Origin of the sequence: Roseobacter sp., assembly GCF_024639605.1 — a bacterium.
GTDB lineage: Bacteria > Pseudomonadota > Alphaproteobacteria > Rhodobacterales > Rhodobacteraceae > Roseobacter.
The window spans coordinates 1-13113 of the sequence record NZ_JAHEHZ010000098.1; the positions used below are offsets into that span (position 1 = coordinate 1).

Annotated in this window: 16 protein-coding genes and 1 tRNA gene; 11 read left to right on the forward strand and 6 right to left on the reverse strand. The window is 60.6% G+C overall.

What is annotated here, in order from left to right; all coding sequences use genetic code 11:
* Window positions 1–392, forward strand: a 392-nt coding sequence (locus Q0M35_RS12770; RefSeq protein WP_295315872.1) for an NTP transferase domain-containing protein, incomplete at its 5' end; no start/stop codon positions are given.
* 85 nt (window positions 393–477) lie between these two features.
* Here the strand turns inward: Q0M35_RS12770 and Q0M35_RS12775 are convergent.
* Both Q0M35_RS12775 and Q0M35_RS12780 read right to left on the reverse strand, forming a co-directional pair.
* A complete protein-coding gene (locus Q0M35_RS12775; protein WP_295315874.1) occupies window positions 478–1095 on the reverse strand; it encodes a Hint domain-containing protein in 618 nt (205 codons plus the stop codon).
* Between the two features lie 863 nt (window positions 1096–1958).
* A tRNA-Leu gene (locus Q0M35_RS12780) sits at window positions 1959–2042 on the reverse strand.
* A 128-nt stretch (window positions 2043–2170) separates the two neighbouring features.
* On the opposite strand from Q0M35_RS12780, the gene Q0M35_RS12785 reads away from it, so the two are divergent.
* A complete protein-coding gene (locus tag Q0M35_RS12785) occupies window positions 2171–2749 on the forward strand; it encodes a YqaA family protein (RefSeq protein ID WP_295315876.1) in 579 nt (192 codons plus the stop codon).
* Complete coding sequence (locus Q0M35_RS12790) at window positions 2746–3204, forward strand: disulfide bond formation protein B (protein ID WP_295315878.1); 459 nt, start codon at window positions 2746–2748, stop codon at window positions 3202–3204. Before Q0M35_RS12785 ends, Q0M35_RS12790 begins: the two co-directional genes overlap by 4 nt.
* Here Q0M35_RS12790 and Q0M35_RS12795 read toward each other — a convergent pair.
* Window positions 3201–3626 carry an Lrp/AsnC family transcriptional regulator gene (locus Q0M35_RS12795; protein WP_295315881.1) on the reverse strand — a complete coding sequence of 142 codons (426 nt, stop codon included), beginning with the start codon at window positions 3624–3626 and terminating at the stop codon, window positions 3201–3203. The two genes, Q0M35_RS12790 and Q0M35_RS12795, sit on opposite strands and share 4 nt — an antisense overlap.
* Window positions 3627–3736: 110 nt before the next feature.
* Between Q0M35_RS12795 and rocF the strand changes: the two genes are divergently transcribed.
* On the forward strand, window positions 3737–4657 hold the full coding sequence (gene rocF / locus Q0M35_RS12800; RefSeq protein WP_295315882.1) for an arginase: 921 nt from the start codon (window positions 3737–3739) through the stop codon (window positions 4655–4657).
* Between the two features lie 62 nt (window positions 4658–4719).
* Window positions 4720–5772 (forward strand): ornithine cyclodeaminase, encoded by a 1053-nt coding sequence (locus tag Q0M35_RS12805; protein ID WP_295315885.1) that lies wholly within the window; start codon window positions 4720–4722, stop codon window positions 5770–5772.
* Between the two features lie 73 nt (window positions 5773–5845).
* Here the strand turns inward: Q0M35_RS12805 and Q0M35_RS12810 are convergent, their stop codons facing one another.
* On the reverse strand, window positions 5846–7015 hold the full coding sequence (locus Q0M35_RS12810) for an FAD-dependent monooxygenase (RefSeq protein WP_295315887.1): 1170 nt from the start codon (window positions 7013–7015) through the stop codon (window positions 5846–5848).
* A gap of 69 nt (window positions 7016–7084) precedes the next feature.
* Window positions 7085–7540, reverse strand: coding sequence for an RNA polymerase-binding protein DksA (gene dksA, locus Q0M35_RS12815; RefSeq protein ID WP_295315889.1), 456 nt, complete (start codon window positions 7538–7540; stop codon window positions 7085–7087).
* A gap of 133 nt (window positions 7541–7673) precedes the next feature.
* Between dksA and Q0M35_RS12820 the strand changes: the two genes are divergently transcribed.
* The 6 genes from Q0M35_RS12820 (at window position 7674) to Q0M35_RS12845 (ending at window position 12586) form a co-directional block, all read left to right on the forward strand.
* The gene (locus Q0M35_RS12820) at window positions 7674–8513 is read left to right on the forward strand and encodes a MoxR family ATPase (RefSeq protein WP_295315891.1); all 840 of its coding nucleotides are present in this window, start codon (window positions 7674–7676) and stop codon (window positions 8511–8513) included.
* A gap of 111 nt (window positions 8514–8624) precedes the next feature.
* Window positions 8625–9080, forward strand: a complete 456-nt coding sequence (locus tag Q0M35_RS12825; protein ID WP_295315893.1) for a GNAT family N-acetyltransferase — start codon at window positions 8625–8627, stop codon at window positions 9078–9080.
* Window positions 9080–10441 carry a DUF2927 domain-containing protein gene (locus Q0M35_RS12830; protein WP_295315901.1) on the forward strand — a complete coding sequence of 454 codons (1362 nt, stop codon included), beginning with the start codon at window positions 9080–9082 and terminating at the stop codon, window positions 10439–10441. The genes Q0M35_RS12825 and Q0M35_RS12830 overlap by 1 nt, the downstream gene beginning before the upstream one ends.
* 37 nt (window positions 10442–10478) lie before the next feature.
* Entirely contained in the window at window positions 10479–10646 is a 168-nt protein-coding gene (locus tag Q0M35_RS12835; RefSeq protein ID WP_295315895.1) for an apolipoprotein acyltransferase, read from the forward strand.
* Between the two features lie 10 nt (window positions 10647–10656).
* A complete protein-coding gene (locus Q0M35_RS12840; RefSeq protein WP_295315897.1) occupies window positions 10657–11844 on the forward strand; it encodes a VWA domain-containing protein in 1188 nt (395 codons plus the stop codon).
* Window positions 11845–11893: 49 nt separating this feature from the next.
* Window positions 11894–12586, forward strand: a complete 693-nt coding sequence (locus Q0M35_RS12845) for a M48 family metallopeptidase (protein ID WP_295315899.1) — start codon at window positions 11894–11896, stop codon at window positions 12584–12586.
* A 4-nt stretch (window positions 12587–12590) separates the two neighbouring features.
* Here Q0M35_RS12845 and Q0M35_RS12850 read toward each other — a convergent pair whose 3' ends face one another.
* A complete protein-coding gene (locus Q0M35_RS12850) occupies window positions 12591–13106 on the reverse strand; it encodes an RSP_2648 family PIN domain-containing protein (protein ID WP_295315903.1) in 516 nt (171 codons plus the stop codon).
* Window positions 13107–13113 lie beyond the last annotated feature (7 nt).

Genomic DNA, 13113 nt, shown 5'->3' on the forward strand with positions numbered 1-13113 from the left:
ATGCAAGCGACGGGATGAGCGCCGGGCTGCGCCGGGCTCTGGATGCACTCAGCGATGATGCGCCGGCAGTGATGATCCTGCTGCCTGATCTGCCGGATCTGACCACCTGTGATCTGCGCCGTGTTCTTGCTGCGGTAGACCCGGCGGACGGCACGGCGATGTGGTGTGCCTCGACACCTGACGGCAGACCCGGACATCCGATTGTGTTGCATGCGTCGCTTTTCGATGAAATGCGGGCGATCCGCGGAGATAAAGGGGCGCGCGCGATCCGCGATAACGTGGCACGTGACGGCAGATTGCGCGGGGTTCCGCTCGGGGATGACCGGGCATTGCGGGATATCGACACGCCAGAGGCATGGGACGCCTGGCGGGCGCTCCGGGAAAAACCATGACCTGCAACAGAAACGGGAGGGGAAATCCCCTCCCGTTTCCGTTAAGCCATGTCAAACGGATCGACATGGTCGCTGCATATTCCTGTCAGGCCACTGGGTGGCCTATGTGAGGTACCGGCGCGCGCGGTGTCAGCGTAGGCCGCGCGGCGGTTCTGGCGGCAAGACCAACAAGGGTTGCCAGCTCAGGGAACAATTCTTCAATCTCAAGGCGCTGCGCGTTGCCGATGCCATCGACCGGGCCCGCTGCAGGCTGATAGGTTTCTGTCCAGACCCCATCGGCCAGCACGACCTCATGGGCTTCGCACATGAAATGAAGATAGGTGACCCAGGGCACGTCGGCGGCCCGGATGCCCGGCTGTGCTGTCAGGTGTTTGGCGGCAAGAAAGACCTCACCGGCTCCGCAGTGCAGCGCCGTCATATCGCCTGTTGAGAGCACCCGGTGGTTCGGGCTGAGCATCAGATCACGCGCGGGCCTGCCCTCTCCGAGCGCACCCGCGGGGATTCGCACGGGGCGCAGGCGCGGATACTGGTTCAGTTCGGCGGTGGTCAGCCCGCGACTGCCCGTCCAGCAGATTTCCTGCGGGCCGTTGTCGCGCGTCATGACCCGGTCGCCGGGGCGCAGGTCTTCGACAGCAGATGTGCCTGCGGGTGTGACGATGCGTGCGCCCGGCACAAAGCAGTTCGGCAAAGGAACAGGGCTCAAAGACACAGCGCATGGCCGTTCTGTGCTCTTTGCTGCGCTCGCCTGCGGCATATCTGTTTTTACCCTTTTTCCCGGTCCGGACCCCCGTCAGGGCAGTCCGAAACCGCATACTCATTACTACAGCGGCGCATCAGAACCGGAGGCCCCGCAGAACAAAGCGACACCATCAGACACCACAAAAACACGTGGGTCTGTCCGGCCCTGATGCGTTGCCCGAAGGCCCCGCCTTGCTGACCGGTGTGACCCGGACCAGCACATAAAACCGTTTGACCGGCATGCTTGCCGTAAGAGTTGATAAGCCGTGCAGGCCCCGCCGCGAAAGTGAAATCTGACAGAAATGTGGCAGCAACGGGCGTTTCAAACGAGGTGTTGCACAGAGCGCCATGCTGGTTTCGGGCAAGAATTCCGGTGATTGTTTCCGGAGCAAAACTGACGATCTGCAGCAAATTTGTCATAATTTTCAGGCGAAAGGCGCAGGACAGATGACGCCCGCGCGCCGGCGGCACTGTGATTTTACGTTTCCGGATCGTAAACAGCCGGCCACTTTATTGCCGGCGTTTCCGGGCCCGGAAAATAACACATCCGCCAGCCGCGGCATTCCCGGGGCAAAAACAATCGCGACCTATTCGAGCCACTGACGCTTCTGACAGAACCAATAGACTTGTGCTGCGCGCAAAGAACGCGAATCAAAAGTGTCGCGCCCGGCTCTGACCGGGCAGCCTGGCAGCAGATTCTGAGATTGAATAACGCCTGCCCGAACGACCGGGAAAGATGCGTGCGAGGACGCCTCTTTTCCGGGCCAGCGGAAAGGGCCTGTCGCCCGGAACTGGCGCAGGAATAAATCAGAGGATGGACTTGCGGTGTGGTACCCAAGGCCGGACTCGAACCGGCACGCCTTGCGGCGGGGGATTTTGAATCCCCTGCGTCTACCATTCCGCCACTTGGGCACATCTGCGGATTATCCGAGCCCCTGCGCGCGGGCAAGCATAAACTGCACTGCACAAACTGTCCCGGACTTGACCTGCGGGGTCTGCCGTGTTCTGCCGCTCGGGCAACAATTGTACTGTGGATAACGATGCTCAGAAAGCTTTACGACTGGACACTCAGCATGGCCGAACACCGCCATGCTCTCTGGGTACTGGCATTTGTCAGCTTTATCGAAAGTTCGGTCTTTCCGATCCCACCGGATATTCTGATGATCCCGATGATCCTCGCGGCTCCCTCCCGGGCCTGGCTCATTGCCAGTGTGGCACTTGTGTTTTCCGTTCTTGGCGGGCTGCTGGGCTATGCCATTGGCTCCTTTGCTTTTGAGACGATCGGTAAGCCGATCCTGGAAAGCCTCGGCAAGGCTGAACCCATGGCCGCCTTTAACGAGCGGTTTAACGATCTGGGCTTCTGGGCTGTTCTGACAGCGGGCGTGACGCCTTTCCCCTATAAGGTCATTACAATTATGTCGGGCTGGACCGGCATGCCGCTGATGACCTTTATCGTCACGTCAATTCTCGCACGCGGCATCCGGTTTTATCTCGTCGCACTTTTGCTGTGGAAATACGGCGAGCCGATCCGCGGCTTTATCGAGCGTCGTCTGGGGCTGATGTTCATTCTCTTCGTTTTGCTTCTGGGCGGCGGGTTTTACGCGCTGAAATACCTGTGACCGGGCGTCAGGCGTTGTGGATGGCGACACTCGGCTCGCTCTTTATGATCGCCGGCGCGCTGGCGTTTCAGTATATTGGTGGGCTGCCCCCGTGCAAAATGTGTTACTGGCAACGCTATCCGCACATCATCGCCATCGCCATCGGCGCGCTGGCCCTTGCGCTGTCCAACCGGGCGCTGATTATGGCAGGGGCTTTTGCCGCCCTTATCACTTCGACCATCGGATTCTACCATGCCGGTGTCGAACAGGGGTTCTGGGAAGGTCCGACCACCTGCACATCGCAACCCATCGGCGGGCTGACCACGGATGAGCTTTTCGACCAGATCATGTCGGCCCCTGTGGTGCGTTGCGACGAGATCCCCTGGGAGATGCTCGGGCTCAGCATGGCCGCCTGGAACGGTGTGCTGTCTTTTGGTCTCTTTATACTGTGGTGCCTGGCCCTGCGCCGGCCTTAGGTGGCTTTACGCGTTGACAGCAGCAGGCTCGTTTCGCTCGCGGTGATACCGTCGAGCCTGCGGATGCGCGCGAGGATATCGTCAAATGCTTCCAGCGTCGTCGATCCGATTTCCACGATCACGTCCCAGCGACCGTTCGTCGACCACACATGACGCGCCTCGGGAAAGGCGTTAAGCTGACGGATGATCCGGTCGGTGCCGCGCCCTTCAATGGCGATCATCATCAGACCGCGCACCGCATCCCGCAACTGGTCGTGTTTCATCACAACGGTAAACCCCAGGACGTCACCGTTCTCTTCGAGTTTTGCAAGACGCGTGCGTACCGTGGCGCGCGACAGTCCGAGACGCGATGCCAGTTCAGAAAGCGGTGCGCGCGCGTTGTGCCGCAGAGCTGAGATCAGGCGTTTGTCCGTTTCGTCCATTTCATATACCCACTTTGATCAGTTCGCTGACATAATGTGCATAAATGATGCTTGTCGGCAATCCGGTCCGGTGATTATTCAGAGACAACACCCTCACAACGGAGCGTATCATGGCGGACAAAACCTGTATTCTGATCGGTGCCCCGGTAGACAGCGGCAAACGCCGCGCGGGCTGCCTTATGGGTCCTGATGCCTATCGTACGGCGGGCCTCGGGCGCGCCCTTGCCGATCTCGGTCATGACGTCGAGGACCGGGGCAACGTCGTCCCGCGCCGCTATACCGAGCGCGATGATCCGAAACTGTTTGCACCCGAAGAAACAATTGCCTGGACAGAGAGCCTGGCGGAAGCCGCCGAAGCCGGTCTGCGCGACGGGCTGCCGCTTTTCATGGGGGGCGATCACGCCTTGTCTCTGGGCACCGTTCTCGGGGCCATGCGCCATGCCGAAGCACAAGGTCGGCCGCTCTTTGTGCTCTGGCTCGATGCGCACAGCGATTATCACACGCCTGAGACCACAGACAGCGGCAACCTGCACGGCACGCCGCTGGGATATGTGACCGCGCGCGGTGACTTCCCGGGCTTTCCGCAGATTGCGACTCCGCTGCCGCAGGAGAATATCGCCATCATCGGGCTGCGGTCGGTCGATCCGGCAGAACGCACCGCATTGCAGGAAACCGCGATTCAGCGTGTCGACATGCGCGACATTGACGAAAACGGCATCGCCCGGCCTCTGGGTGCGTTTCTTGAGCGTGTGGCGACCGCAGGCGGCATGCTGCATGTCTCGCTTGACGTGGATTTTCTTGACCCGTCCGTGGCGCCGGCTGTCGGCACCACGGTTCCGGGCGGCGCCACAATCCGCGAGGCGCATCTGGTGATGGAAATGCTGCACGACAGCGGGCTGATGACTTCGCTCGATCTGGTCGAGCTTAATCCGTTTCTGGATGAGCGCGGGCGCACCGCGCAGGTGATGGTCGATCTGGCTGCGTCCGCTCTGGGCCGCCGGGTCTTTGACCGCCCAACCCGCGCATACTGATACCTTTGCAGGCGGGACCCTGGTTCCGCCGCGTTTATGATCCACCCCGAAAGGCCGCTGACATGACCACGCCGACCCCTTCCGACAAGGCCTTTGTGCCCTTCGTTTCTGTCGATCACATGATGCAGCTCATTCATCACATCGGTGTGCCGGAGATGCTGCGTGGTCTTGCTGCATATATCGAAGAGGATTTCCGCCGCTGGCAGCTCTTTGACAAAACGCCCCGCGTGGCCAGCCATTCCGCTGAAGGCGTGATCGAGCTGATGCCGACTTCGGACGGAGAGGTGTACGGGTTCAAATATGTAAACGGTCACCCCAGCAATACAGCCGAGGGGCTGCAAACCGTCACCGCTTTTGGTTTGCTGGCAGATGTGGCTTCGGGCTACCCGGTACTGCTCTCGGAGATGACGATACTGACCGCTCTGCGCACTGCGGCAACCTCGGCGCTTGTTGCGCGCGTGCTGGCACCTGAGGGTGCGACATGCATGGCGATGATAGGCAACGGCGCGCAGTCGGAATTCCAGAGCCTCGCGATGCAGGCGATCTGCGGCATCACCGAAGTCAGGCTTTTTGACATTGATCCTGCCGCCACGCGCAAGTGTGCGGCAAACCTTGCAGGCTCCGGGTTGAACGTTGTCACCTGTGACAGCGCGGAAGACGCCATCCTGGGCGCGCAGATCATCACCACCTGCACAGCTGACAAGCAATACGCCACCATCCTGACCGACAATATGATCGGCGCGGGTGTGCATATCAATGCCATCGGCGGGGATTGTCCCGGCAAGACCGAGCTTGCGCCGGCAATCCTGCACCGGGCCGAGATTTTCGTGGAATACCCCGAACAGACGCGCATCGAAGGCGAGATACAGCAACTGGCAGATGATCATCCGGTCACGGAATTCTGGCAGGTTCTGAGTGGTGATGCGCCGGGACGCCGTTCGCCCGGTCAGATCACTTTGTTTGATTCCGTTGGTTTTGCGATCGAGGATTTCAGCGCCCTGCGTTATGTGCGCGACAATATCCGTGGGACAGCGCTCTTTCACCCGCTCGATCTGCTGGCCGATCCCGATGATCCGCGTGATCTTTTCGGCATGCTGCAGCGCGCAAAGGGCTGAGCCGGGCCGTTCCGGGTTTTACCCGGAACCGGGGAATGGTGTGCGCGGGCCGGCAGGGCCGCGCGCCGCCGGATCAGAGAGGATGGGTTTTCGTGACATCATGGCCGTAGAGCCACCGGAACCGGCGCATCATCAGCCCGGGGGCTGCATGGCTGCCCAGTGACAGCGCCAGATGCGCCGCAGTGCGCGCCAGCCCGGGGCGGATGTGATAGTTGCGCGCATTGGCGCTGGCTGCATCGATGGCACGCCGCACGCGTTTCTGACGCGCTGCGGGATAGCTTGCGAGACCTTCCGGACTTACCGCACAGGCCGCCAGAACCCAGGCATCCTCCAGCGCCAGATTGGCCCCCTGGGCCAGAAACGGCAGCGTCGGATGTGCTGCATCTCCCAGAAGAGCCACTCCGTCCCGCACCCAGGTGTCTGCCACCGGATGCCGGAACAGACCCCAGAGTCTCACGTCTCTTGCCTGTGAGAGCAGATCAGCGACCGGGCCGCCGAACCCGGCAAAGGCCGCGCGCAGGTTGGCCGGGTCATCGGCGTGATGCCAGCCCTCTTCGGCCCAGGCCTCACGCTCCTGCACTGCCACCAGATTAATCAGCTCGCCCCCGCGCAACGGATAGCGAACCACGTGGCATCCGGGTCCCATGCTCACGCGCACTTCGCGGGTTGTTGTCTGTGCCGGAACAAGGGCGCGCCAGGCGACTTGTCCGGTAAAGGCGGGCCCGGGTCCGGTCCAGACAGCCGCGCGACCGACAGAATGAATGCCATCCGCACAGACCACCAGTTCCGAGCGCATCGTACCACCATCGGCCAGCTCGATCTCCGGCATCGGTCCGGGAATAACGCGCGTGACCCGGCGACCCATCTCAAAGGATACATTGCCCTGCCGGGCCGCCCGCGCCAGCAGGCCCAGCAAATCGGCACGATGCACAAGAAGGTATCTCTGATCCGGCAATCGCCGCAGATCCAGCCGCGCGACCGTTCTGCCGCGTTCATAATCCTCAAGCACCACTGCACCGGCCTCGACAGCGCCCGCGCGCATCAGCGAGGCCTCAAGCCCGAGACCGCGCAGCACCGCAAGACCGTTGGGGCTGATCTGAATCCCGGCTCCGGTTTCGCGCAGCTTTTCAGACTGCTCCACGAGGGTGACGGCAACACCACGTTTCGCAAGCGCTGCCGCACAGGCCAGACCACCGATGCCGCCGCCAAGGACAACCGCGTTTTTAGCCAGCCTCTGCCTCACCGGGCAAAGCAAAGGCGCCGGAGGTGATCCTCGGGCGCCCGCCGTGTCATTTCGGTCAGATGTGCCAGATCAGTCGTCCCGGTGAACCTTTTCGCGCCGTTCGTGACGCTCCTGAGCCTCAAGGCTCATCGTCGCGATGGGGCGCGCGTCGAGACGCTTCAGCGAGATCGGCTCGCCGGTTACGCTGCAATAGCCGAATTCGCCTTCATCGATCCGGCGCAGAGCACCGTCGATTTTGCTGACGAGTTTGCGCTGGCGGTCGCGGGTGCGAAGCTCAAGCGCCCGGTCGGTTTCTTCCGAGGCACGGTCAGCCACATCGGGAATGTTGCGGGTACCGTCCTGCAGGCCTTCGATGGTGTCGCGGCTGCCGGCCAGCAGTTCTGACCGCCACGTCAGGAGTTTACGGCGAAAATACTCGACCTGACGGTCATTCATGAAAGGTTCGTCTTCGGCGGGACGATAATCATCCGGCAGGAAATTTTCCTGTTTCATTTTGTTCCCCTCAACCTGGCTAATGTCTTCCATCTGCACCTGTCCTCAGGCTTTGCGCCCCTGTGGCCAGGGGATAGCGCAGTCATTGATAATTGTCACTACACAATCCTGTACTTTCCCGGCTAAAAGCACATTCAAAAGGTCATTCTAAAGGGTTGACAACAGCATGAAATTCCAAAGCACGGACGACTATGTCGCCACAGATGATCTCACCGTTGCGGTGAATGCCGCGGTCACGCTGGAGCGCCCTCTCCTTGTCAAAGGCGAACCCGGCACGGGTAAAACAGAGCTGGCCCGCCAGGTCGCCCGCAGTCTCGGTCTGCCGATGATCGAATGGAACATCAAGTCGACCACACGCGCCCAGCAGGGGCTTTATGAATACGATGCTGTCAGCCGTCTGCGCGACAGCCAGCTGGGCGACGAGCGGGTGCATGATATCTCCAATTATATCCGCAAGGGAAAGCTCTGGCAGGCTTTCGACACAGATGAGAAAACGGTGCTTCTGATCGACGAGATTGACAAAGCCGACATCGAGTTTCCGAACGATCTGCTGCAGGAACTGGATAAGATGGAGTTCTTTGTCTATGAGACCGGCGAGACCATCCGGGCGCGTCACAGGCCCATCGTGATCATCACATCCAACAACGAAAAGGAGCTGCCTGACGCCTTTCTGAGGCGCTGTTTTTTCCACTATATAAGGTTTCCGGAGATGGAGACCCTGCGCAAAATCGTGGCCGTGCATCACCCCGGGATCAAAGAGGCGCTGCTGACCACGGCGCTCACGCGGTTTTTCGATATCCGTGAACAACCGGGGCTGAAAAAGAAGCCGTCGACCTCTGAAGTGCTCGACTGGCTGCGCCTGCTGCTGGCGGAGGATATGACTGCGGAAGACCTGAAAACCGACACCAGAAATGCATTGCCGAAGCTGCATGGCGCTCTGCTGAAAAATGAGCAGGATGTGCATCTCTTTGAGCGGCTTGCATTTCTTGCGCGCAACGGACGCTAGACAAACGCCATCCGACCTGCCTAGAGTACGGTGAAACGGACACGTTTTAACTTCCTTAATGACCTGCGGCGATAATGATCGCGGGCAAGGAACGAGGCAGACGGGCAGGCCATGACAGAGAAGACGAATCCCGCGGTGCGTGCACTGCGTGAGAGTGATAAACCAGAATGGTCCGCTCTCTGGACCGCGTATCTGAAATTTTATGAAACCTCGCGGCCGACGGAGATTCATGATCTCTACTTTACCCGCCTTCTTGGAAACGATCCCCGGGATTTCAACTGTATTGTTGCCGAGGCAGATGGCCGGCTGGTTGGCCTGGCGCACTATCTGTTCCACCGGCACGGCTGGTCAGAGGCCGATACGTGTTATCTCCAGGACCTCTACGCAGACCCGGTTGTACGCGGTCAGGGCATCGGACGCGCACTGATCGAGGCGGTCTATGCCGCAGCGGATGAGGCCGGTGCGGGGTCGGTCTACTGGCTCACCCAGGACTTCAACACCACCGCCCGCCAGCTCTATGACCGGATCGGCGTCAAGACACCCTTCATCCGGTATAACCGCAAATGATGCGGCGTCTGGTATTGCCGCTGGTCATTCTGCTGGCCGGCTGTGCCCCCGCCACCCAGAATAACACCGCGTCGCGGGCTGTCTTCGGCGAGGGTATCCTGCCGCCCATGAAGACCTTCGCCCCGCAAAAGCAGGCGCAGACGACAAAATCCAACACCGGCCTTGCCCGCGATTTCATGGAACTTTCATTCCGGATGGAAAGCGGTCGCGCCCTGCCCGTGTTCACCCGGTTCGAAGGGCCCGTGACGGTGCGGATGACCGGCAATCCGCCAGCCACGATGAAGGGCGATCTGAACCAGCTGATCACCCGGCTGCAGACCGAGGCACAGATCCCGATCAGCGTCACCACCAGCGCGGATGCCAATATCACCATCCAGGCCGTGCCACGTTCCTCAATTAAAAAGATGTTGCCGCAGGCGGCCTGTTTTGTTGCCCCCAACGTCAGCTCGATCCGTGAATACAGGTCTGCGCGCCGTGCGCCACAGACCAACTGGACCCTGCTGCAGACCCGCGAGCGGCTGGCGATTTTCATTCCGAACGATTCCAGCCCGCAGGAAGTACGCGATTGTCTGCATGAAGAACTGGGCCAGGCGCTGGGGCCGCTGAACGATCTCTACAGGCTGCCGGATTCGGTATTTAACGACGACAATGTGCATACTGTGCTGACCGGGTTTGATATGATGATCCTGCGCGCGACCTATGCTCCTGAGCTGCGCTCGGGCATGTCACCTGAGGAGGTGGCAGCCCGCCTGCCCGCCATTTTTGACCGCATAAATCCCGCCGGCCGCAAACAGGCCGCGGCCCCGGCCAGCCCGACCCCGCAGGTCTGGAACCAGTCGATCCAGACGGCTCTCGGACCGGGGGCAGATTATGCCCGCCGGCAGGCAGCATCAGATACGGCGCTGCGCATTGCTGTGAACGAAGGATGGACAGACAACCGTCGCGCCTTTGCTCATTACGCCCGTGCGCGCCTGCTTCAGGCCAGTGACGGCGAAGCCGCGCGCCGGCAGTATGAGATTGCAGACCGGTTTTATGCGCGCTCCCCGCAAACCCGCCTGCACCGGGCCTATGTTGCCACACAGCTTGCCGCTTACGAGCTGGCCGATGGTGATCCGGTGGCCGCGCGTGCGCTGGTTGAGCCACATATCAGCATTGCGGCACAGTCTCAGAATGCTTCTTTGCTTGCCACGCTGCAGCTTCTGCGCGCAGAGAGCCTTGCGATGGAAGGGCGTGCCGATGAGGCCCGGGCGGTCAGGCTGGACAGTCTGGGATGGGCGCGATACGGCTTCGGCGCGGACTGGGTTGTGCGGGCGAAACTGCGCGAAATATCGGCCCTGAACCGCCAGAACGTACCGGCCTGATCCCGCTCCGGCGGAATGATGCCGCAGGAGAGCACAGATGATTGTCATTCTCGGAGCCATACTGGGCGCCCTTATCGGCGGGTTTACCGCAAAAAAACGCGGAGGAAACCGCAAGGACATCGCTCAGTATGCGGCGGGCTATGCGATGGCTTTTGTCGTGGTGAGCCTCATTCTGACCGTGCTGCTTGACCGGGCCCTGCTCTGAAGGAACTGCGATGTTTCTGCCATTCTTTGACGCCCTGCGCAAAAATGCCGTTCCGGTAAGCCTGCGGGAGTACCTGGCGTTTCTGGAAGGGATGGCGGCCGGGCTTGCGACTTATGACGTCGATGCGTTTTACTACATGGCGCGCACGACCATGGTCAAAGACGAGCGCAACATCGACAAGTTTGACCGGGCTTTTGCCGCTGCATTTTCGGGGCTCGGGAATATCAGCACAGCCGAGGTGCTGGAGGCGGTTGATATCCCTGCCGGCTGGCTGGAGAAAATGGCCGAGAAACATCTCAGCCCGGAAGAGAAAGCAGAAATTGCGGCCCTGGGTGGTTTTGACAAACTGATGGAAACACTGCGGCAACGGCTCGAAGAGCAGAAAGGGCGCCATCAGGGCGGCAATAAATGGGTCGGCACCGCTGGCACGTCACCTTTCGGCGCTTATGGTTACAACCCCGAAGGCGTCCGCATCGGACAGAAAGGGTCGCGCCATCAGCGGGCGGTCAAAGTCTGGGACAAGCGCGAGTTCCGTAATCTCGATGACACCGTCGAGCTCGGAACACGCAACATCAAAGTGGCGTTACGGCGCCTGCGTCGCTGGGCGCGGGACGGTGCAACAGACGAGCTGGACCTGAACGGCACGATCCGCGCCACCGCAGAGCACGGGTACCTCGATGTGAAAACGAGGCCCGAGCGGCGAAATGCGGTAAAGGTGCTGCTTTTTCTGGATATCGGCGGCTCGATGGACCCACATGTCAAAGTGGTTGAAGAGCTCTTTTCCGCCGCACGCTCGGCATTCAGACATCTTGAGCATTATTATTTCCACAACTGCCTTTATGAAGGCGTCTGGCGCGACAACCGCCGCCGCTGGGACGCGCAGATCCCGACCCATGAGTTGCTGCGCACTTATGGGTCTGATTACAAATGTATTTTCGTAGGTGATGCGTCGATGTCGCCCTATGAGATTGCGTATCCGGGCGGTGCGTCCGAGCACTGGAACGCCGAGGCCGGTGCGACATGGATCACCCGCGCTAAAGAACAATGGCCCGCAACCATCTGGATTAACCCGGTGCCGGAGAAGTACTGGCCATACACTCAGTCGATTTCGATGATTGAGGAGCTGATCGGCCCGGAGGCGATGGTGCCGATGACGCTTGAGGGACTTTCGCGTGGCATGAAAACACTGACACGTTAACGCCTGCATCGCCCTTGCCAGGGCATGGCCCACGCCCCATATTCTGTGCATGCTCAAGTTCACCCCCATACTGCTCGCCATAATGTACGGTCTTGCGATGTACCGCTTCTCTGCCTGGCGGACAGCAAAAGAGCTTGACGAAAAATCCACTGAGCTGGCCGATCCGATGCTGCGCACGCTCACCGACCGCATGGCGGCAGCGCTCGATCTTGCGAAAATCCGAGTGCACATCTATGAAATCGAGCCTGTGAACGGTCTGGCCGCCCCGGACGGGCGCATCTTCATCACGCGCGGATTTTATAACCGTTTCCGGGCGGGAGAGGTTTCGGCCGATGAGATGGCCAGCGTGATTGCGCATGAACTGGGCCATGTGGCGCTCGGGCATTCGCGTCGGCGCATGATCGACTTTTCGGGCCAGAACGCCCTGCGCACAGCACTTGCTATGGTGCTGAGCCGGTTCGTTCCGGGTGTCGGTGTTTTTATCGCGGGGATGCTGACCTCACTCCTGGCCGCCCGGCTTTCGCGCAGTGACGAATACGAGGCGGATGCCTATGCTGCGGCATTGCTGACCAAGGCAGGCATCGGGGTTGATCCGCAAAAGAGCCTGTTTCGCAAGCTTGAAGCGCTGACAAAGCAGCGCGGAGCCGCTCCAGCCTGGCTCATGAGCCATCCGAAGACCGAAGAGCGTATTGCAGCACTTGAGGCTCTTGAAGCAAAATGGGCCGCCGGCGCGCAGGTCTGAGCCGTTATCCCAGAGCCTTTGCAAGCCGCGGCAGGCGCGCTTTTTTCAGCAGGGCACGCATTTGCCAGTCTTCCCCTGAAAGCCGTCGCGCGGTGTTCAGTACCTCACCGGCATAAGACCTGATCACGTCGGGATCGTTCTGCCAGGCCCTGTGCAGCCAGGTGTCCGGATCCATGCGCGCAAGTCCTTCTTCCGCGAGGACCCCACGGGGAAAATCCTTTGCGTTCAGCGTCATGATAGCATCCGCCGAAGCAGATACCGCAGCTGCCAGAACGTGAATGTCATCGGGATCCGGCAGCCAGAGCCGGGTCTCAAGCGCTGCCGGAGGCGTGACTGCCGCCTGCGGCCAGGCGGCGCGCAGCATGGCGATTTCCGACCGTGCCTGAGTTTCACCCACCGGTCCGAGTTTCCGGGCCGCACGGGCCCATTCCTCGAGGATCCGCTCAGACCAGCATGGCTCGAAAAGACCCTTGCGGGCTGCCCCCATCACCATTTCGCGCATTACTGTGGGATAGAGCACACAGGCG

Excerpts from the sequence above, each read along its gene's own strand:
- Q0M35_RS12785 (WP_295315876.1), top strand. The coding sequence starts at position 2,171 with ATGCTCAGAAAGCTTTACGACTGGACACTCAGCATGGCCGAACACCGC.
- Q0M35_RS12795 (WP_295315881.1), bottom strand. The coding sequence starts at position 3,626 with ATGGACGAAACGGACAAACGCCTGATCTCAGCTCTGCGGCACAACGCG.
- rocF (WP_295315882.1), top strand. The coding sequence starts at position 3,737 with ATGGCGGACAAAACCTGTATTCTGATCGGTGCCCCGGTAGACAGCGGC.
- Q0M35_RS12805 (WP_295315885.1), top strand. The coding sequence starts at position 4,720 with ATGACCACGCCGACCCCTTCCGACAAGGCCTTTGTGCCCTTCGTTTCT.
- dksA (WP_295315889.1), bottom strand. The coding sequence starts at position 7,540 with ATGGAAGACATTAGCCAGGTTGAGGGGAACAAAATGAAACAGGAAAAT.
- Q0M35_RS12820 (WP_295315891.1), top strand. The coding sequence starts at position 7,674 with ATGAAATTCCAAAGCACGGACGACTATGTCGCCACAGATGATCTCACC.
- Q0M35_RS12825 (WP_295315893.1), top strand. The coding sequence starts at position 8,625 with ATGACAGAGAAGACGAATCCCGCGGTGCGTGCACTGCGTGAGAGTGAT.
- Q0M35_RS12830 (WP_295315901.1), top strand. The coding sequence starts at position 9,080 with ATGCGGCGTCTGGTATTGCCGCTGGTCATTCTGCTGGCCGGCTGTGCC.
- Q0M35_RS12835 (WP_295315895.1), top strand. The coding sequence starts at position 10,479 with ATGATTGTCATTCTCGGAGCCATACTGGGCGCCCTTATCGGCGGGTTT.
- Q0M35_RS12840 (WP_295315897.1), top strand. The coding sequence starts at position 10,657 with ATGTTTCTGCCATTCTTTGACGCCCTGCGCAAAAATGCCGTTCCGGTA.
- Q0M35_RS12845 (WP_295315899.1), top strand. The coding sequence starts at position 11,894 with ATGCTCAAGTTCACCCCCATACTGCTCGCCATAATGTACGGTCTTGCG.